The organism is Paraburkholderia sp. CHISQ3 (assembly GCF_030464945.1).
GTDB lineage: Bacteria > Pseudomonadota > Gammaproteobacteria > Burkholderiales > Burkholderiaceae > Paraburkholderia > Paraburkholderia megapolitana.
This window is the reverse complement of sequence record NZ_JALPRG010000009.1, coordinates 79277-99603: the sequence shown is the minus strand read 5'-3', so window position 1 is coordinate 99603 and position 20327 is coordinate 79277. Positions and strand designations below refer to the sequence as shown.

The window sequence follows — 20327 nt, the reverse complement described above, 5'->3', positions numbered from 1 at the left end:
AAGTGATGAGATGAGCAGGTACCTCTACCGTATCGTTTTCAATCGCGCGCTGGGCCTGTTCCAGGAGGTTGCCGACATCGTGCCCACACGCGGCAGCAGGGCGGTCGTCGGTCCCAAGGCCGCTGGCCGCCGCCTCATTGCCACCCTGCGCTCCGTCTACGTCGCACTCTTCCTGGTAGGGGGCCAGGCCGTCATCACGCCGTTGGCCGGTGCGCAGATCGTTGCTGATCCCCACGCGCCGGGTCATCAACGCCCGACTGTGCTTGAAGCGGCCAACGGTGTGCCGCTGGTGAACATCCAGACACCAGGCGCAGCGGGTGTCTCGCGCAACACTTATCAGCAATTCGACGTCGATTCGCAGGGTGCCATCCTCAATAACGCGCGCACCAACATCCAGACCCAACAGGGTGGTTGGGTACAAGGCAACCCCTGGCTTGCCAAAGGCCCAGCCCGGATCATTCTCAACGAAGTCAACGCCAGCAACCCAAGTCGCCTGAACGGTTTCGTTGAAGTGGCGGGCGAGCGCGCTCAACTGGTCATCGCCAACCCGGCCGGCATTGCCTGCGATGGCTGCGGCTTTATCAACGCCAACCGGGCGACCCTCACCACTGGCACGCCGATCATCACTGACGGTGCCCTTCAAGGCTATCGCGTGCACGGCGGGGCGATCCAGATTCAGAGCGAGGGGCTGAACGCCGGTAGCACCGACTACACCGCTCTGATCGCACGGTCCGTCGAGGTCAACGCGGGTCTATGGGCACAGCAACTGCAGGTGACGACCGGTACCAACGAGGTCGGCGTCGACCCTGACAACGTCCAGCAAAGGCAGGCCAACGGCAATGCACCAGCCTTCGCCCTCGATGTCGGTGCACTGGGTGGCATGTACGCGCAAAAGATCGTCATGCTGGGCACCGAGCACGGTGTCGGCGTGCGCAACGCAGGTCATCTCGGTGCCCAGGCCGGCCAACTGGCTGTCACCATCGACGGCCGGCTGGAAAACGCCGGTGCCATGCAGGCCAGCACCGATACTCACTTAGTGGCCACCGGTGGCGTCGCGAACGCCGGCACGCTCAGTGCCGGGCGCGAGCTTACCGTCAGCACGCCGAACGATATCGACAACAGCAAGGGCACGATCAACGGCCGCCGTCTGGAGGTCAACGCGCAGTCGCTGGTCAACCGCGGCGGTGCCATCGAACAAACAGGCACACAGGATCTGGCGTTGCGCACTGCGCACCTCGTTAACCGGGACGGCGGTCGCATCGGACTTGCGGCGATCGACGCCGGCGTCCAACCGGGCGGCGGTGATCGGCCAGGCAGGGGTGGCAACAACGCTGCAGAAAATCCAGCGGGTGAGGGTGACGGCAACGGTGGTACGGGGATGACCATCGGCTCCAGCGTTGCGCCGCTTGCCTCTGGCACACTCAACATCACGAGCACGTTGAACAACGACGGCGGGCGCATCCTCGGCGGTGGCGCTATCGACGTGACTGCCGCGGCCGGCCTGGACAACGATGGCGGCCACCTGGGCGTACGCCAGCTCGACGTCAGCGGTGGCGATCTGGGCAACCGCAAAGGCGAGCTGAAGGTGTCGGGCCACGCCCGCATCCAGACCGGCCAACTGACCAACGATGCAGGCCAGATGCAGCTGGGCGGAAAGCTGATCCTGAACGCGCACGACCTTTCCAACCGCGCTGGCACCTTCCGGCACAGCGACCTGCAGGACACCCAGTTGCAGATCCAGGGTAGCCTGGACAACAGCGGCGGGACCCTGGCCAGCAACGCCAATTGGTTGACCGTGGATGCCGGGCAGATGGTCAACATCAGCGGCCAGCTGATCCACGCCGGCGAGGGCGGTTTCGCTGTCAACACTGGCGTGTTCAGCGGGGAAGGTGGGGAGATGGTCACCGCTGGCGAGGCTATGCTTCGCATGGGTGCTACCGATCACCGCAAGGCGACGCTCACTGCGAAACAGGTCGATCTGGTCGCGCAGACCTTCGACAACCGCGGCGGGACCGTGAACGCTGCCGGAAAACTCAGCGTGACTTTGGCGCAGTCGCTGGACAACCGCGACGGCCGACTCGTCAGTGCTGGCGACATGCGTGTCCGTGCCGACACGCTCGACAACGCTGCCGGCCAGCTGTTTTCCACCGATGGCCGGCTCATCGTCGATACCCGAGGCCGTACCGACAACGCAGGCGGCACCCTGCAGGGCAACGGCGATGTCAGTATCGCCAGCGCTGGCCTGGGCAATGCCGGCGGCATCGTGCAGGGCGCCAACGTCTCGGTCGATACCCGGCACGCTTCGCTGGACAATAACGGCGGCACTCTTGCCAGCACCACGGGTACCCTGGTGGTAGACAGCAGTACGTTGAACAACAGCAGCGGCCTGTTGCAATCGGCCACCGCGCTGCGCGTGAACACCCACGGCCACGCGCTGGTCAATACCCACTCCGGCGTCACCGGCGGCATAGTTAGCGGTACTACCTTGACCCTCGACACCGGCGACCTGGACAACCACGCCGGCGTGATTCACGGCCAGGCCGACATCACAGCGCGCACCGGCATGCTGGACAACACTGCCGGCCAGTTCGGCGGTCGTACCCATATTCACCTTGACGCTGCCGCCCTGCGCAATGGGAGCGGCCAGCTGCAGGCCGGTCATAACCTCATCATCGGTGCCAGCGGTACTGCCAGCAACAGCGGCGGGCTCATGGTTGCCGGCAACGCACTGGCGGTCACTGCCGGCCAGATACTCAACCGCGACACCCTCGGTACCCACGCCGGCGAGGCGCTCGGCCTGCACGGCGAAAGCGTCATGCTCAGCGCCCGGCACGTAGACAACACTGCCGGTACCGTCGCCGCCGACCGTCACATCGGCATCCACGGCGTTGGTGCGGAAAGCGTGCTGGACAACACAGGCGGTAGCGTTTCCTCCGGCGACACCATCGAAGTTGCCGCCAACCGCGTGCTCAACCCTGCCGGCACGTTGCTCGCAGGCCAGTCCCTGGCCCTCACTGCCGATCACCTCAGCGGCGATGGTCGCGTGCTCTCGCACGGCGACCTCACGCTCGCGCTGCAGCAGGACTTCACCCACGATGGTGAGGTCACCGCAAACCGCCGGGCTGCTATCCACACCGCCGGCCGGCTGACCAACCGCAGCTTGCTCCAGGCAGGCGATCTCGACGTTCGCGGTACCGACATCGACAACACCGCCACTGGCCAGATCAGTGGTGGACGTACGACTGTTGTTGCCAGCCACGCGCTGACCAACCGCGGCCTCATCGACGGCAGTCAGACCTACCTCGACGCGAGTGTCCTCGACAACACCGGCACCGGCCGCCTTTACGGCGACCACCTGGCCGTTCGTGCTGAAACCGTTGAAAACCGCGACGAGAGCGGCCATGCCGCTGTCATCGCAGCCCGTGAGCGCCTGGACATCGGCGCCAGCGCTATCCACAACCGGGAACAGGCATTGATCTTCAGTGCCGGCAGCGGGCCCGGCGCCTTGAACATCGGCGGCGACCTCGATGCCAACCATCACGCAGACGGCCGTGCCGACGAGGTGCTCAACGATAGCGCCACCATCGAATCGCTTGGCGGTCTCACGATCGACACCAGCCGCCTTCTCAACCGCAACCTGCACTTCAGCACTGCCGTCGCCCAGGTCGGCACGCCCACGACGCACCTGTACCTCCAACCCGAGGGCGATCCGAACAGGCACGACGCCAGCGACTACCGCTGGGAAAACTGGAGCCGTGCCGGCCGCTATCGTCACAAAGAGACCGGCAAGGAAGCACGCAAGTGGACCCAATACCAGGTTACTCGCGCCGAATATGAAAGCCAGGTCGCCACCAGCGCGCCGGCGCTGATCCGCGCTGGCGGCGACATCACCCTGCATGGTGACGGGTTCGTCAACGACAAGAGTCAGATCATCGCTGGCGGCGCGCTGCTAGGCGATCTGGACCACCTGAAGAACGAGGCCGCGTTTGGCGAACACCTGACTCGCGAGAGCGGTACTAGCCAGTTCACCTTCAGTAAGTGGCGCGGAGGCTTCAAGCGCTACCACGAGCGCAAATGGGACAACAAGATCGCCTACACGCCGGCCGACACCGTGCGGACCATCGACCTCAACGTCGCCAGGGTCGAGTCGCATGCGGCCGGCGCAGGCAACGGGGTCGCCATTGACGGGCGCTCGCCCGGCAAGCTCAGCGGCATGGTGGCGGGCAACCAGCGGGCCAGCAGCGATGGGGCTTCACGGCCCATCGTCGAAGTGCCGGCCAACGTAGACAGCAGCTCCGCCTTCGGCTCACAGGCAGCCGCGGCGGTTACGGACGATGCCCTGGCCAGCGGCCCCGGCGCGGCGGAGAGCAGCATCGTCGATCACGTTGCGGGCAACACGCCCACCCGCATCCGCACCATGCAGGTTGTCACCGACATCCCGGTCAACAGTCTGTTTCGTGCCAGCCCCGCGGCCCGCAACTACCTCGTCGAAACAGACCCGCGCTTCACTAGCTATCGCCTCTGGCTCAGTTCCGATTACATGCTGACGCTGCTTGGTTACGACCCGACCAGCGTACACAAGCGCCTCGGCGACGGCTTTTATGAGCAACGGCTGGTCCGCGACCAGATCACCCAGCTCACTGGCCGCCGCTTCCTCGGCAACTACGCTAGCGACGAGGCGCAGTACCGCGCGCTGCTGGACGCGGGCGCCAGCTACGCTCGGGCCTGGGACCTGCGTCCCGGTGTGGCTCTGAGCATGGAGCAGATGGCACAGCTCACTAGCGACATCGTCTGGCTGGTGGAGCGCGACGTGACCCTGGCCGACGGAACTGCTAGCCGCGCGCTGGTACCGCAAGTCTATGTGCGTGTGAAGCCGGGCGACCTCGACGGCAACGGCACACTGATAGCTGCCGATAGTGTCGAGCTCCAGTTCAAGGGCGACCTGATCAACACCGGCACCGTGGCGGGTCGCACCGTCGTCAAGCTCACCGGCGACAATCTGCGCAACCTGGGCGGCCACATCACCGGCGATGCACTCGCACTGAACGCGCGTACCGATATCGATACGATCGGCGGCATACTCGATGCCAGCAGTGCCATGATCCTCAAGGCCGGTCGCGACCTCAACGTGACCAGCACCACCCGCAGCGACGTCCGACAGGCCGGGCTGAGCGACTTTTCGCGCACGAACATGGACCGCGTGGCGGGGCTCTACGTGACCAACCCAGGCGGGACGCTGGTCGCCATGGCCGGGCGCGATGCCAACCTGCTGGCCGCCCAGGTCATCAACGCAGGCGAGGACGGCCAGAGCGCCCTCGTGGCCGGCCGCGACCTGAACCTTGGTACGGTCATCCTCGCCGAGCAGGAGAACAACGTCCGCAATGCCAGCAACTACCTCAAGCAGGGGCATATGCGGGACATCGGCACCACCGTTCAGACGCGGGGCGACGTGCGCCTGCAAGCCGGTGGCAACATCAACGCACGTGCGGCCAGTGTCACCAGCGAGCAGGGCGCGCTCACCGCCATGGCCGCGGGTGACGTGAACATCCTGGCCGGCGAAGCCAGCAGCAATTGGAGCGAAGGCCGCAAGCACACCTCGCGTGGCCTGCTCGGCGCCACCACTAAAACCACCCGCGACAGCCTGGAAGAAAACCGCGCGGTCGCCAGCACCTTCAGCGGCAATACCGTCGCCGTACAGGGTCGTAACGTTACCGTCGCCGGTAGTAACGTTGTCTCCGATGCCGGTACCGCCATGGTCGCCAGTAACGATCTGACTATCGGGGCGGCCACCGAAGCCATTAGCGAAAGCCATTTCAAGCGTACGGACAAGAGCGGCCTGCTAAGTGGCGGCGGGGTCGGCTTCACCATCGGCACGCAGATGCTGAGCAACGATCAGAAAACCACGCAGACGTTCGCCGCCGGCAGCACCGTTGCCAGCGTAGCGGGAAACGTCACGCTGCTGGCAGGCAACCAGTATCGCCAGGTCGGCAGCGACGTGCTCGCGCCTGAGGGCGATGTCAGCGTTCTCGCCAGAAATATCGTCATCGAAGAGGCGCGGGAATCGCTGCGTGCCGACGAAGAAACCCGCTTCAAGCAAAGCGGACTTTCCGTGAGCCTCTCATCACCTGTTATCGGTTACGTCCAGTCCACGCGTGATCTGATGGGTGCGGTCGGTAAAGCCGACGGCGGTCGCATGAAGGCGCTGGGAGCCGCCATGGCAGCACTCAACGCCAAGGATGCCTATGACGCGACCAGGGAAGTCGTCGACCCGCCCAAGGACGCGGATGGCAAGCCGACCCAGCCGGGCATCGGCATCAACGTGGCACTCGGCAAAGCGGAAAGTACCAGCCGCAGCACTACCGCCAGTGACACCGCGCGCGGCTCATCCGTCAGCGCCGGCGGCAACGTTACCCTGATGGCGACCGGTGCCGGCGAGGACAGCAACATCCGCGTCCGGGGTAGCGAGATCACTGCGGGCCACAACGCCACCTTGATGGCCGACAATCGCATCGACCTGCTCGCCGCCGAGAATCGGTCCGAACAGCGCAGCGCCCAGCGCAACAGCTCGGGCAGCGTCGGCGTCGGGATTAACTTCGGCGGTGACCAGAACGGCGTGGCTATTACCGCTGCTGCGTCGAGGGGGCGCGGTTCGTCCGATGGCGAAGACCGATGGCACACCGACAGCCGCGTACGGGCCGGCAACACCGCCACGCTTGTCAGCGGCGGCGACACGAACCTGCGTGGCGCTCAGGTCGCCGGCCATACCGTCGTCGCCGATGTGGCAGGTGAACTCAATATTGAGAGCCTGCAGGACACCAGCCGCTATGCCAGCTGGCAATCGAGCGCAGGCGCCGGCATCAGCGTGTGCGTCCCGCCTATCTGCACTGGCACGCCCGTCAAGGGCAGTGTCAACATCGCCAGATCCAGGGCGAGCAATCGCTACGACAGCGTTAACGAGCAGGCGGGCATCATCGCCGGCGATGGCGGCTTCGATATGCGCGTGAAGGGTAATACCGATCTCAAGGGCGGCCTGATCGCCAGCAGCCAGGCCGCCGTCGATGCGCAGCGCAATCGTCTCGTCACCGCCACGTTGACCACCAGCGATCTGGAGAACCGCGCCGAGGTCAGTGCCGGCAGCAGCGGCATCGGCCTGTCCACCGACATGTTCACGCAGGGTAAGTACGGCCTCGCCAAGGCGGCCATCGGTAACGCGCTCAATAACGGCGGGGCCGGCGATGCATCGGGCGGCGTTACCCGCAGTGCTGTCAGTGCGGGCACTGTGCAGATCACCGATGCGGTCAGGCAGCGCGAGTTGACCGGTCTCGATGCAGATGATGCCGTTGCTGCCTTGAATCGCGACACGCTTCATGCCCATCAGGCCGCAAGCAGGCTCGATGTGAGCGCCCTGGAAGCGCAGGCAGAGGCGGCGCAAACCATCAAGAACGCGACGGTGCAGCAGGTGTTTAAGTTTAGTGACGATGCTTATAAGACGATGTTTGTCGATGAACATCCGATGTTCATCGTAGAGAGAGATGAGGACGGAAAAATCGCACGCGACGAACACGGTGACGTAAAGCATCACCGACTAACGTCGGAGGAAGTAAAGAACCTTCAACCCGATGGCGCAGGTAACGTGTACGTGGCCATGAACGGCATCTTTAACGACGAGGCCGCGGCAGGCAACTATGCGGCGCAACACCATGGCGATCGCGAAGGTCCGCTGCACTTTCTTCACTTCCCAAGAGCGGGTAACGGCCTGTCCGAACTGATGGTGGCGGGCTACCAGAACTTCCTGGAGAACGACTTCTTTGGGCTGACCAATTCCGGACGCGACGCAGACAACCTACAGACGATTTACGGCGCGACGGGACTGGTGCTGTACACCCATAGCCGCGCCGCGATGACCCTCGGCAACTCTATGGAGTCGCGACAGCGCAGGGGCGCGGTCGGGTCTCTGAGCGCTACGCAGATCTACTTCTATGGACCGGCCTACAACGCGCAGAAGGCGGCAGATTTGCTCTATGACTTGAGCGGTGGAGCGCAAGACACTGTCTATCTGCAAAACCATCGTGACGATTTTGTGGGGTCGTTGATCGGCAGGAATCCTTACACGTACGAAAAACGACCGGAAGGAAGCTACAAAATCAAAGAGTGGCTCAACATGTTCATGTCGAGCCCGACTGTGCATGGCTGCTATGGCGAGAGCGACAAAGCGTGTCAGAAGGACTATGGACAGCCTGCGACTATGCCTATCAAGGCAAAAGGAAGCAAATGAGAGCAGGACTCCTAGTGACGTTAACAATTTCGTTCGCGACGTCGTCGTGCAACTGGACACCGTTTCAGCCAGTTCCACCTGAGGATTTACTCTGGACCAAGGATGGAAAAACCCTCCTTGATGTTAGGAAGGCTGTATTGGAATGCGGGGCTCCCCACCCTTCAGGGGATGGAAACAGGCCTATGACACCAAACGAGTCAGCCGCGTTCGACAAATGCATGTTAGGAGCCGGCTATACCTACAAGTACGGCAGTTCTCACACGATCTGCACATCACAGCCGAGCCTAAATCTACCGGAGTGCCGCCCGGACGCGCCGGTGCCGCGCCCAGATATCACCCGTCGACTCAATAGTGGATATTGCGAACGAAAGCGAAGCTACGCCTTCTGCAAGAAAACCGCCATCCTTCCCGCGGTCTGCGAGACGATGGATTTCAACAACCCGCCGCCCGAGTGTTTGCCCTGACGGCGGGCCGTGAAAACGTGTCCATGAAACGACCACCCTTCCTGATCGTCACGCTGCTCGCAGTGGCAACCACGTCGTGTAGCTGGACACCGTTCCAGCCAGTACCGCCTGAGGATTTTCTATGGTCGCAGGAAGGGAAGACGCTTCTCGATGTGCGGAAGGCGCTATTGGGATGTGGCCTCCCGAATGTCACCGGAATGGGGCGAGCCATTCGCGAAATGACCGAAAACCAATTAGCCGCCTTCGACCGCTGCATGCTGGGTGAGGGGTACATATACAAGTACGGCACATCTCGGTTGATCTGCGCCACCCAGCCGAGCCTCAATTTACCGGAGTGCCGCTCGGACGCTCCGGTGCCGCGTCCAGATAATAGTCGTCGGCTCAATAGTGAATACTGCGAGCGAAAGCGAAGCTACGCCTTCTGCAAAAAAAACGCCATCAATCCTGCGGCCTGCGAGTCGATGGATTTCGACAACCCGCCGCCCGAGTGTCTGCCTTGAAGCCATGTGATGACGGACGTGAGCGCGCGGCAAGCACAGGCAGAGATACACAGACCATGAAGAACGCAGCGACTCAACGGGCGTTTATGTTTAGCGACGACGCCTATAAGACGACGTTCATCGTCGAGAGAAATGACGACGGAGAAATCGCACGCGACGAACACGATGACATCAAAAATGAATGCGCGAATCCTGGCACCGATGATTCTGACAATGACAACTTCGTCATGCGGTTGGGCTCCGTTCCAACCGCCCCCGCCCGCGTTTATGGAGTGGGCGATGGCGGGCAGGAGCGTCCTCGATGTGAAGAAGACGTTGTTGGAATGCGGCCTTACGACTCCATTTGGCAACTTCGAAGGGAAGAACCGAATGAGCCTGAACGAAATCGCTGCCGTGGATCGTTGCATGCATGGATCGGGTTACACGCTTAAGTATGGAAGCGACGAGTTGGCTTGCTCAATTAGGTCCGATGCCGATCTTCCCACGTGTCGCCCGGATGCTCCCGTTCCCCTTCCGGACATCGATCGTCGCCTCAACAGCAATTACTGCAAGGCAAAGCGCGGCTACGCGTTTTGCAAGCAGACGGCTGTTAATCCCGCAGCATGCGAGACGAGGGATTTTGACAAACCGCCGCCCGAATGCCTGCCCTGACCGAGGCATCTCCATCGTCCCAGCGAGGGAGCGTGACGTAGCAAAGTTGGCGAATGGATCCGCATGTTCTCTAACCCCCGTACCGTCCATAGCTGCTATGGGAGCGCAGCGTCAGCATGCCTTTTTCGCTACGGCGATGCACGAACCACCCAGCTTATTTAAAAGGAGCAGAAATGAAGCTTGTTCTTGGTTCGATGATTGGGCTTCTTACGACAACGAATGCGGGTTGTTCAAGCAATATATTCCAGCCACCGCCTCCGTCTTTCTTGGCTTGGATCAAGTCGGGAGTAGACAGGCTTGAAATTAAAAAAGCGCTCTTGGAATGTGGCCATGACTCGCCTTCTGGATTTCGATCAGGGAGGAGCTACGATGATCAAGCGAAGGCATCTCTTTGTATGGAAAAAGCGGGTTATCGCCACATAGATGAACCTGTTGGATGGTGTACTAACCACCCGGAATGGAATCTCCCGAGTTGTGCTCCTGACGCCGTCATACCCGGCCCGACCGCGGAGCGTCGACTCAATAGTGAATACTGCGAGCGAAAGCGAAGTTACGCCTTCTGCAAAAAAATGCCATCAATCCTGCGGCTTGCGAGACGATGAATTTTAGCGACCCGTCGCCCGAGTGTCTGCCTTGAATTCATGATGAGAACGCGACCACTCAACGGGCGCTTAAGTTTAGCGACGATGCCTATGAAGCGACGTTCATCGTCGAGAGAGATGACGACGGTGAAATCGCACGCGACGAACACGGTGACCTCAAAATGAATACACGAATCCTGACACCACTGATTGTGACGATGACAACGTCGTCATGCGGTTGGACTCCGTTCCAGCCGGTTCCGCCGACAGATTTTCTCTGGACGCAGGAGGGAAAGAGCTACCTGGATGTAAAGAAAGCACTGCTGGAATGTGGCCTACCTCACCCTGCGGGTTCGGGCAATAGACCAATGACACCAAACGAGTCGGCCAGCTACGGACGCTGCATGCTGGGAGCCGGTTACACCTACAAATACGGCACATCTCGGTTGATCTGCGCTACCCAGCCGAGCCTCAATCTACCGGAGTGCCGCTCGGACGCTCCGGTGCCGCTCCCAGATATCAACCGACGACTCAATAGTGGATATTGCGAGCGAAAGCGAAGCTACGCCTTCTGCAAAAAAAACGCCATCAATCCTGCGGCCTGCGAGTCGATGGATTTCGACAACCCGCCTCCCGAATGTCTGCCCTGACTGCAGGCTATGGAAATGCGATCACTTTCCATGGAGGAAAAACTAAACCTCCGGCCTGATAAGGACGGTACCGTGCGTGTCGGTACCAGCGGCATCTTCAACAAAGCATCGGCTGCGGTGCGTTACGCCTCGCAGCACAACGCCAAAGTGTGTGGGGTCATGAACGACCTCATTAACGATGAGACGATGGCAGGCCACTATGCGACGCAACACCATGGCGATCGCGAGGGTCAGCTGTGCCTTCTGCATTTTCCGGGAGCGGCCATCCAGACGAGGGGGAAGAAATGGTTGTGCGAGTCGTGGGCTTACTGATCCTGACTATGCCGATATCGGCGTGCATGTCGGCACCTTTCCAGCCACTACCTCCAACGTTTCTGACTTGGTCCAAGGAGGGGAAATCGATGCTCGAGGTGCAGAAAGCGCTGTTGGAGTGCGGCCTCCCTCATCCCAATGGGGATGGACTTAGCCCGTTAACTCCCAACGAATCAGCTGCCTTCGGACGCTGCATGCTAGACGCGGGGTACGCATACAAGTACGGCACATCCCGAATGATTTGTGCCGCCCAGCCGAGCCTCAATTTGCCGGAGTGCCGCCCAGACGCGTCGGTGCCGCTCCCGGATATCAACCGTCGACTCAGTAGTGGATATTGCGAACGAAAGCGAAGTTACGCTTTCTGCAAGCAGACCGCCATCAACCCCGCAGCCTGCGAGACGATGGATTTCAACAACCCGCCGCCCGAATGCCTACCTTGACCTAGGCCATCACCTTTGTCTTAACCACAGAGCTTCACCATGCACCTACGAAATCTTCTACTTGTCGCCGCACTCGTACCGCTGTCCGGTTGCCTAACCATGAGCGGCAGCTACAACGTCAAGGCAGTCGACGCCAACGGCAACGAACTCGGCAAAGGCCTGAAAATGATGGCACAGGGGCGCCACATTTACACGGCGCGCAACGCTCTCTGTTCGAACTATCCCAAGGCCACCATCATCATCACCGACCTGGAAACCGGCCAGGAACTGAAAGGCGAAAGCCCATACCGTTGCCGGTAACGAACATGCACATTCGATCCATCTTTGTGGTGCTTATCGCCCCCATCATCGCGTTGGCAGGCTGCGGCACTATTGCCACGGTCCGTTCCTTTTCCACCGCCTACGTCGAACCCACCACCGGCGACCTGGCGCGGCTGCGCGTTCGGTCCAATGGCATGGTGCGCGCCGTACCGGGCAAAACCTGCGTGGATTGGCGAACGCCCGGAGCCGGGGTCATGCTGGCGCACCGCAAGGGCTTCGCCAATCTCAACGACCGCGACCTGGGCATGCCCCAGAAGGTCTACTACAGTCCGAAGGACTTATCCCGCAGGGTGTACTCGGTGATCAGCAGCGAACGCAGCACCGAACTTCGCATCGCCGCAGACCAACCGATCACACTGAACTTCATTAGCGACGGCTCCCCGCAGGGCGGCAACATCTACCGTTGCGCAAGCGCGATCTCCTTCGTTCCCGAGCGTGGCATGGACTATGAGATCGTCTTCTTCGACCAGGGCATAGGATCACGCTGTACCGCCGACCTCACCAGGATCGACCAGGACACGTTACGCAAAAAGCCGATCTTCCTGCATGTCCCGGTCGATACCCAGCACGCTGGACTTTGCCACGTCACTGACATGCTCTAGCCACACGGCGCACCCAATCACGGGGACGCCATCGATGAGGGAGCGAGGAGCAGCAGTCCCAGCAACGGCGTAAATGCCCCAGCATCCGTTGGCTAGAGCGCTATCGGCGCAGGCTGCATCGCCAGCGCCGGCGATCGAAAACCGCATCCACCACACCGCAAACAATGCGGTACGCTGCCGTTTCCGGGATAATGCCGTTCCGCGGTACCGGTTTATCCCCGTCTTAAGCGATCCATCCGATGAGCTACCCCTTCCCCAGCCTTGACGCGTGGCTGACGCACCTCGAATCCGCGCATCCGGTCGGCATCGACATGGGTCTCACGCGCATCAGCCTCGTACGTGACGCGCTGAACCTGCAGTTCGCCTGCCCGATCATCACGGTGGGCGGCACGAACGGCAAAGGCTCGACCTGCGCGATCCTCGAATCGATTCTGCTGCGAGCCGGCTATACCGTTGGCTGCCACACGTCGCCGCATCTGCTGGTGTTCAACGAGCGTGCGCGCGTCAACGGCGAGGTCGCCACCGATGCCGAACTGCTACCGCACTTCGCCGCCGTCGAAGCTGCTCGCCTGAGTCTCGCAGAACCCGTCTCGCTCACGTATTTCGAGTTCACGACGCTCGCGATCATGCATCTGTTCGCCTCGCGCGGGCTCGACGCGGTGATTTTCGAAGTGGGTCTCGGCGGCCGGCTCGACGCAGTGAATATCCTCGATACCGATTGCGCGATCGTCACCAGTATCGATATCGATCACACCGAGTACCTCGGCGATACGCGCGAGAAAATCGCCTTCGAGAAAGCCGGTATTTTCCGGCCGGGCAAACCCGCGATTTGCGCCGACCCGGTACCGCCGCAGACGTTGATCGATCATGCCGCGCAGATCGGCGCCGAACTGTGGCTGTTCGGCCGCGATTTCCGCTATGAAGGGCAGGCGGGCAGCGAGCGTCAGCAGTGGAGCTACATCGGCCCAACAATGCGCCGCTCCGCGCTCGCTTATCCGGCGTTGCGCGGCGCCAACCAGCTGATCAACACGACAGCCGCGCTGGCCGGACTCGAAGCGCTGCGCGACCGTCTGCCCGTGTCCGCGCAGGACATTCGCCTCGGGCTCGCAAACGTCGAACTGGCGGGGCGTTTCCAGGTATTGCCGGGCAAGCCCGCAGTCGTGCTCGACGTCGGTCACAACCCGCACGCGGCCGCCGTGCTCGCGCAGAATCTCGGCAATATGGGCTTTTTTCCCTACACGTACGCGGTATTTGGCGCGATGGGCGACAAGGATATCGCCGGGGTGCTGGAGCACGTGAAGGGCGAGATCGACCACTGGTGCGTCACCGCGCTACCGACGCCGCGCGCGGCTTCCGCGGAAGCTATCGAGGGGGCGCTGCGCGAAGCCGGCGTGGCCGATGGGCCGGATACCAGCGTCACACGTCATGCGTCGCCTGCAGAAGCGTTCCAGGACGCGCTAAAACGAGCGTCCGACAATGATAGAATCGTGGTTTTCGGAAGTTTCTATACGGTAGCCGGCGTTATGTCCTATCGTAAATCGCAGCAACACTGACCGCGCGGAAGCTCGAACCAAGCCATTCATGGGAATTTTCTCGTTCGGCAAGAAAGACGACGCGTCTACCCGGCGCGGCGCACCATCCGGCTCCAGCCGGGGCACCCATATCGAGTCCAAGGGGACCGCCTTCGGGGCGCGTGTCGAGCGGCGCAGCCGCCGCACGGACCGGGCCGGCGACGCCGACGCAATGCTGCTCGACCCAACCCTGCCCGAGAAACAGCGGGCGCGACGACGCCTCGTCGGCGCAATTGCGCTGGTTATCGCGGCGGTCGTGATCCTGCCGATGGTGCTCGATTCGCACCCGAAGCCCGTCACCGACGATATTTCGATCGACATTCCGAACCGCCCTGTACCGAAGGCCAGTACCGCGCCTGACGACACGCAGGCCGGTGTCGCTCCCGATAGTCCCGCACCCGACGCAACGCTTGCGGCTTCCGGGCTGGCCGCTGCGAATACGGCGCCGGGGACGGCAGCAACGGCAACGGCAGCAACCTCGACCGCGACGAAACCGGCTGCGAAGCCGACCCCGGCGACGACAGCCACGACAACGCACAACGCACCGGCAAACGCGGCAAAGCCGCCCCGCCAGGCGCCAGCCACGCAGCAGACCGCGGACAACCCGCCGCCCGCCGCCGCCGCAGACGCCGATTCAGGCACGCCCGCGTCGCCTCCCGGCAGCCGTTTCGCGGTACAGCTCGGCTCGTTCCCGGACGAAATCAGTGCCAAAACCTGGGCGACCAAATTGAAAGCGGCCGGTGTGCCCGCATATACCGAACGTCGCAAGCAGCCTGACGGTTCGACCCGCACGCTGCTGCGCGCTGGTCCGTTTGCGGATCGGGCGGCGGCATCGGCGGCCATTGCGAAGGTGCGCGACGCCGGTCTGACGGCGGGCGCGAACGGCAGCACACAGTAACCAGGCGATGTTCACCGCCTTCGACTACGCTGTAATGGCAGTGATCGGTTTATCGGCGCTACGGGGCACGTGGCGCGGTTTTCTGTCCGAGGTATTTGCGCTGATCGGCTGGGTCGTGGCTTTCGTGGTCGCCTGCCGCTTCGTCGGCAACGTCTTACCGTGGATTCCGGCTACATGGCCGGGCGGCGCGCTGACCCAGTGGCTGATCGCGTTTCTCGTGATCGTCGTCGGCGTGGTGCTGGTGGCCGGCGTGGCGAATGCGCTATTAAGCCGCCTCGTCCAGGCGAGCGGCCTGAGCGGTGTGGACCGCTCGCTGGGCCTGCTGTTCGGCCTCGTCCGCGGGGTCGTGCTGGTGCTGCTGCTGGTCGCCCTTGCAGGCTTGACCCAGCTGCCCCAGCAGGAATTCTGGCGCGATGCGCTGTTGCGGCCCTACGCCGAACAGGGTGTGCGCGAACTGAAACCGCTGCTTCCCGCGATGCTCGCCGCCTACGTCCGCGTTTGATTTCTCCTCAGGAGAATCAGGCGCACCAGGACCAGGCGGAGGCAGCCCACCGGCGAAGCATGCAGGACACCGGCGCGACCCGGATGCCGCCCTGGCACCGGCCGCCGTTACGAATTTCGTACCTTTGAAGGACATGCCATGTGCGGCATCGTAGGCGTAGTTTCCCGTTCCCCCGTCAACCAGCTGCTTTATGACAGCCTGCTGCTCCTGCAGCATCGCGGTCAGGACGCAGCCGGCATCGCGACGGCCAACGGCAGTAATTTCCACATGCACAAAGCCAACGGCATGGTGCGCGACGTGTTCCGCACGCGCAACATGCGCAGTCTGCCAGGCACGACCGGCATCGGCCAGGTGCGTTACCCGACGGCAGGTTCCGCTTCGAGCGAGGAGGAGGCCCAGCCGTTCTACGTCAACGCGCCGTTCGGCATCATCCTCGCGCACAACGGCAACCTGACCAACTGGCCGCAGCTGAAAGAAGAGATGTTCCGCGTCGACCGGCGCCACATCAATACGAATTCCGATACCGAAGTGCTGCTCAACGTGCTCGCGCACGAACTGCAACTGTCCAGCTCCGGCTTGCAGCTCGACCCGGCCGCGGTCTTCAAGGCAGTCGCCGGTGTGCATCATCGGGTGAAGGGCTCGTATGCGATCGTGTCGCTGATCGCCGGCTACGGGCTGCTCGCGTTCCGCGATCCGTTCGGGATTCGTCCGCTGTGCCTCGGCAAGCTGGAGACCTCGGAAGGTGTCGAATGGATCGTGGCGTCGGAATCGGTGGCGATCGAAGGTATCGGTTTCGAATTCGTGCGCGACGTGGCGCCGGGTGAAGCGATCTTCATCGACCTCGACGGCAATCTGCATGCGCAGCAGTGCGCGACCAACCCGAGCCTGAACCCCTGCATCTTCGAACTCGTGTATCTCGCGCGGCCCGACTCGGTGCTCGACGGCGTGCCGGTGTACAACGCGCGTCTGCGGATGGGCGACTACCTCGCGGAAAAGATCAAGCGTGTGCTGCCCGACGTGAAAATCGACGTCGTGATGCCGATTCCCGATTCGTCGCGTCCCGCGGCGATGCAGGTCGCGTTAAAGCTCGGCGTTGAGTATCGCGAAGGTTTCTTCAAGAACCGTTATGTCGGCCGCACGTTCATCATGCCCGGCCAGGCGGTGCGCAAAAAATCGGTGCGCCAGAAGCTGAACGCGATGGGTATCGAGTTCAAGGGCAAAAACATCCTGATCGTCGACGATTCGATCGTGCGTGGCACCACGTCGCATGAAATCGTGCAGATGGCGCGCAACGCTGGCGCAGCCAAGGTGATCTTCGCTTCGGCGGCGCCGCCGGTGAAATTCCCGAACGTCTATGGCATCGACATGCCGACGCGCGGCGAACTGGTCGCGCACGGCCACACCGACGAGGAAGTCGCGCGCATGATCGGCGCGGATCATCTCGTGTATCAGGATGTCGATGCACTGAAGCAGGCGATTCGCGATATCAACCCGGCGCTGAAGGAGTTCGACGCGTCGTGCTTCGACGGTAAGTACATCACCGGCGATATCACGAGCGCGTACCTCGATGGCGTCGAACTCGCGCGTCTCGCACCGTCCGCGTTGTCGGACCGCGACGCGGCAAGCGATGCGATCGACGGCGGCGCGGCGCGTTCGCAACTGCATCTGCAGCTGTCGGTGGAGTAACACGGTAATGCGCAGCAGGAGGCGGCCTCGCCGCCTCTTCGATGCGCGTATGTGCTAGCATCGGGACTTGCGTCGATTTGATATCAGCTTGCGGACGCGGGGCAACCCAAAACAGCTAAAGCGAATGGTGGGATTTGCCTATGCCGCCAGCGCTCCAGCTTTCCCCGCACATGAAGCCCGCTTATGCCGACGCAAAGCGGGCTTTTTTGTTGCCGGCGCGGTTTCGACCAAGGCTGCGCCGACTGAATAACGGAACCGAATCACCATGGACGACTCCCTCAATTTCGACACCCTCTCCGTGCGGGCCGGTACGGTGCGCAGCGAGTTCAACGAGCACTCGGAAGCGATCTTCCTGACGTCGAGCTTCTGCTTTGCGAACGCAGCCGAAGCCGCCGACCGCTTCAAGCATTCCGAGGACTATTACACCTACTCGCGCTTCACCAACCCCACCGTCTCGATGTTCCAGGACCGCCTGGCCGCGCTCGAAGGCGGCGAGGCGTGCATGGCGACGGCGTCGGGAATGAGCGCGATCCTGTCGGTGGTGATGTCGGCGTTGCAGTCGGGCGACCACCTGGTCAGTTCGCAGAGCCTGTTCGGTTCGACGCTCGGCATGTTCTCGCAGATCTTCACGCGCTTCGGCATCACGACCACGTTCGTCGATCCGACCGATCTCGATGCGTGGAAAAACGCCGTGCGCCCCGAGACGAAGATGTTCTTCCTCGAAACGCCGTCGAACCCGCTGACTGAAATCGCCGACATCGAAGCGATCGGCAAGATTGCGAAGGCGGTGAATGCGTTGTTCGTCGTCGATAACTGCTTTTGCAGCCCGGCGCTGCAGCAACCGCTGAAGCTCGGCGCGGATGTCGTGATGCACTCGGCGACCAAGTTTCTCGATGGCCAGGGTCGCGTGCTTGGTGGCGCGCTGGTTGGTTCGCGGCAGTTCATCATGGAGAAAGTGTTTCCGTTCGTGCGCAGCGCCGGTCCGACGCTGTCCGCGTTCAACGCATGGGTGCTGCTGAAGGGTATGGAGACGCTGTCGTTGCGCGTCGAGAAGCAGTCGGCGAATGCGCTGGAAATTGCGGGCTGGCTCGAGAGTCATCCGGCCGTGAAGCGGGTGTTTTACCCGGGACTCGAATCGCATCCGCAGTACGAGATCGCGAAGCGTCAGCAGAAGGCCGGTGGCGCGATCGTTTCGTTCGAGCTGAAGGGAGACACGCCCGAGGCGCAACGCGCGAATGCGTGGCGCGTGATCGACAGCACGAAGGTCTGTTCGATTACCGCCAACCTTGGCGATACGCGCACGACCATCACGCATCCGGCGACGACCACGCACGGCCGCATCACACCTGAAGCACGGGCAGCAGCAGGGATTACAGAGGGCTTGATCCGGCTTGCAGTCGGGCTCGAAAACGCCGGCGATATTCGCGCCGATCTCGCACGCGGTCTGGCGTAGCCGGGCCGGAATGAGAACCCCATGGCCGGAAGGAAGCAGGCTGGTCATGGGGGGCAGAACTAATGGCATCGACAGCGCTGTCCGCCATTAGACGAGCAAAACTGGCCAGCCGCACAAAACCGGACAAAACCCGAACAAAACTGAACAGTACAAACGGGTTCGCGATGTCAGTATGACGCTCGCCCCTTCTCGGCCGCCCTTTGTTACGCCGGGATCGCTGCGGCAACTCTTGTACTTCCGTCCGATGCCGTTCCCGGCGTGAACGCGAAACCGAGACACGTGAACTGCACATCCGGATCAGTGCCGGTGCGCCCACCCCGATCAGGAGGCCGGGTTGAAATTTGCCAAACGCAATTGCATTGTCGAAGCCACTCGATGGTTTTCGCCAGGCGATCATCCCGCCGTTGAACAACACGATGGCGTGTGGTCGATTGCCACACCCGAGGGATGGCGCGACGTGAAGCCGGGCGACTGGGTGATCACGCCGCCTGGAGACGCGACGTATTGCATGCAGGACTCGCTGTTCACCCGTCTCTATGAGCCGCTTGCCAGCAGTCCTGTTCTAACCGCCACGCTAGTCTGAGTACGCGTTTTATTGCCCGGGCGGCGTGGCGCTTCGTTCAGTGACGCAGCGCACGCCATTGCCCTGGAGCGAGACCGAAGCGCCGCGTGAACGCGTGCGTAAACGCGCTCTGGTCGGCGAAGCCGATGTCGAATGCGATATCGGTCAGCGAGCGGCGCGGATCGGCGAGTAGCGTCACTGAAGTATCGAGCCTTAACCGCTGCAGATAGCGATGCGGCGTCTCGCCGAACGCGTCGATGAACAACTGATGAAAGCGCCGCATACCGAAGCCGCAATGCGCGGCGAGATCGGCGATGCGCAGCGGCTCCGCGAGGTGCGCGCGCAGCCAGCGATCGATGCGCGCGAAATCGAGACCGGGGCCGGACAGTCCGGCGCGGCTTGCCGGCACAGCGCCGGTGTTCGAGAGGATTGCGGCGCACAGGCGCGTGGCCGCATCCCAGTTGAAGCGCCGTAGGTACGGCGCCAGCGTGGTGGGTTCGGCGGGTATGCCGACTGTGGCGCCCGCAGCGATCTGGCGCACGAGCTGAGTCATGTACGGATCGACACTCACAGCGCGCGCCCGGTCGAACAGACGCTCGGGCACGGCCAGCGAAGCAGCAGGTAAATCGAGCACGAGCTGGCAGTTTTCGCCAAGCCCCGAGTAGTCGTGCCGCGAGCCGGCCGGAACCAGCCACGCGGAGCCGCTGGCGATCTGCTCGCCGACGCCATCCACGGCCATCACCATCGAGCCGTCGAGCCCCAGCACGACCTGATGGAAGTCGTGTACATCCGACGCCTCGATGGCGCCGAAACGGCGCAACGAAACGCTCGGTGCGAGGGGTATCGGCAGCATGGGCTA

The 20327-nt window shown here is 62.3% G+C and carries 14 protein-coding genes; 13 read left to right on the top strand and 1 reads right to left on the bottom strand.

Annotation, left to right across the window (positions count from 1 at the left end):
- Positions 1–10: 10 nt before the first annotated feature.
- The 13 genes from M0D65_RS21615 to M0D65_RS21555 all read left to right on the top strand — a co-directional run bounded on the left by M0D65_RS21615 (position 11) and on the right by M0D65_RS21555 (position 19489).
- Entirely contained in the window at positions 11–8275 is an 8265-nt protein-coding gene (locus M0D65_RS21615) for a hemagglutinin repeat-containing protein (protein ID WP_266254502.1), read from the top strand.
- A 487-nt stretch (positions 8276–8762) separates the two neighbouring features.
- Positions 8763–9239, top strand: a complete 477-nt coding sequence (locus tag M0D65_RS21610; RefSeq protein ID WP_143098080.1) for a hypothetical protein — start codon at positions 8763–8765, stop codon at positions 9237–9239.
- Between the two features lie 56 nt (positions 9240–9295).
- Positions 9296–9670: a hypothetical protein gene (locus tag M0D65_RS21605; protein ID WP_266254501.1), complete on the top strand. Its 375-nt coding sequence runs from the start codon at positions 9296–9298 to the stop codon at positions 9668–9670.
- A 983-nt stretch (positions 9671–10653) separates the two neighbouring features.
- Positions 10654–11121, top strand: coding sequence for a hypothetical protein (locus M0D65_RS21600; RefSeq protein ID WP_266254500.1), 468 nt, complete (start codon positions 10654–10656; stop codon positions 11119–11121).
- Between the two features lie 15 nt (positions 11122–11136).
- On the top strand, positions 11137–11433 hold the full coding sequence (locus tag M0D65_RS21595) for a hypothetical protein (protein ID WP_266254499.1): 297 nt from the start codon (positions 11137–11139) through the stop codon (positions 11431–11433).
- 539 nt (positions 11434–11972) lie between these two features.
- Positions 11973–12173, top strand: coding sequence for a hypothetical protein (locus tag M0D65_RS21590; RefSeq protein ID WP_211367892.1), 201 nt, complete (start codon positions 11973–11975; stop codon positions 12171–12173).
- Between the two features lie 5 nt (positions 12174–12178).
- Complete coding sequence (locus tag M0D65_RS21585) at positions 12179–12796, top strand: hypothetical protein (RefSeq protein ID WP_266254498.1); 618 nt, start codon at positions 12179–12181, stop codon at positions 12794–12796.
- Between the two features lie 239 nt (positions 12797–13035).
- Positions 13036–14349 carry a bifunctional tetrahydrofolate synthase/dihydrofolate synthase gene (gene folC, locus M0D65_RS21580; protein ID WP_266254497.1) on the top strand — a complete coding sequence of 438 codons (1314 nt, stop codon included), beginning with the start codon at positions 13036–13038 and terminating at the stop codon, positions 14347–14349.
- Between the two features lie 28 nt (positions 14350–14377).
- On the top strand, positions 14378–15265 hold the full coding sequence (locus M0D65_RS21575; RefSeq protein ID WP_266254496.1) for an SPOR domain-containing protein: 888 nt from the start codon (positions 14378–14380) through the stop codon (positions 15263–15265).
- 7 nt (positions 15266–15272) lie between these two features.
- Positions 15273–15767, top strand: coding sequence for a CvpA family protein (locus M0D65_RS21570; protein ID WP_091012557.1), 495 nt, complete (start codon positions 15273–15275; stop codon positions 15765–15767).
- A gap of 138 nt (positions 15768–15905) precedes the next feature.
- Positions 15906–17453: an amidophosphoribosyltransferase gene (gene purF / locus M0D65_RS21565; RefSeq protein WP_266254495.1), complete on the top strand. Its 1548-nt coding sequence runs from the start codon at positions 15906–15908 to the stop codon at positions 17451–17453.
- Positions 17454–17718: 265 nt separating this feature from the next.
- A complete protein-coding gene (locus tag M0D65_RS21560) occupies positions 17719–18906 on the top strand; it encodes an O-succinylhomoserine sulfhydrylase (protein ID WP_266254494.1) in 1188 nt (395 codons plus the stop codon).
- Positions 18907–19240: 334 nt separating this feature from the next.
- Positions 19241–19489, top strand: coding sequence for a hypothetical protein (locus M0D65_RS21555; RefSeq protein ID WP_266254493.1), 249 nt, complete (start codon positions 19241–19243; stop codon positions 19487–19489).
- Positions 19490–19526: 37 nt separating this feature from the next.
- On the opposite strand, the gene M0D65_RS21550 is transcribed toward M0D65_RS21555, so the two are convergent.
- Complete coding sequence (locus M0D65_RS21550) at positions 19527–20321, bottom strand: AraC family transcriptional regulator (RefSeq protein WP_266254492.1); 795 nt, start codon at positions 20319–20321, stop codon at positions 19527–19529.
- Between the last annotated feature and the right edge of the window lie 6 nt (positions 20322–20327).

Bases quoted from the DNA above. Each gene is read 5' to 3' on its own strand.
- M0D65_RS21615 (WP_266254502.1), top strand. From the start codon at position 11: ATGAGCAGGTACCTCTACCGTATCGTTTTCAATCGCGCGCTGGGCCTG.
- M0D65_RS21610 (WP_143098080.1), top strand. From the start codon at position 8,763: ATGAAACGACCACCCTTCCTGATCGTCACGCTGCTCGCAGTGGCAACC.
- M0D65_RS21605 (WP_266254501.1), top strand. From the start codon at position 9,296: ATGAAGAACGCAGCGACTCAACGGGCGTTTATGTTTAGCGACGACGCC.
- M0D65_RS21600 (WP_266254500.1), top strand. From the start codon at position 10,654: ATGAATACACGAATCCTGACACCACTGATTGTGACGATGACAACGTCG.
- M0D65_RS21595 (WP_266254499.1), top strand. From the start codon at position 11,137: ATGCGATCACTTTCCATGGAGGAAAAACTAAACCTCCGGCCTGATAAG.
- M0D65_RS21590 (WP_211367892.1), top strand. From the start codon at position 11,973: ATGAGCGGCAGCTACAACGTCAAGGCAGTCGACGCCAACGGCAACGAA.
- M0D65_RS21585 (WP_266254498.1), top strand. From the start codon at position 12,179: ATGCACATTCGATCCATCTTTGTGGTGCTTATCGCCCCCATCATCGCG.
- folC (WP_266254497.1), top strand. From the start codon at position 13,036: ATGAGCTACCCCTTCCCCAGCCTTGACGCGTGGCTGACGCACCTCGAA.
- M0D65_RS21575 (WP_266254496.1), top strand. From the start codon at position 14,378: ATGGGAATTTTCTCGTTCGGCAAGAAAGACGACGCGTCTACCCGGCGC.
- M0D65_RS21570 (WP_091012557.1), top strand. From the start codon at position 15,273: ATGTTCACCGCCTTCGACTACGCTGTAATGGCAGTGATCGGTTTATCG.
- purF (WP_266254495.1), top strand. From the start codon at position 15,906: ATGTGCGGCATCGTAGGCGTAGTTTCCCGTTCCCCCGTCAACCAGCTG.
- M0D65_RS21560 (WP_266254494.1), top strand. From the start codon at position 17,719: ATGGACGACTCCCTCAATTTCGACACCCTCTCCGTGCGGGCCGGTACG.
- M0D65_RS21550 (WP_266254492.1), bottom strand. From the start codon at position 20,321: ATGCTGCCGATACCCCTCGCACCGAGCGTTTCGTTGCGCCGTTTCGGC.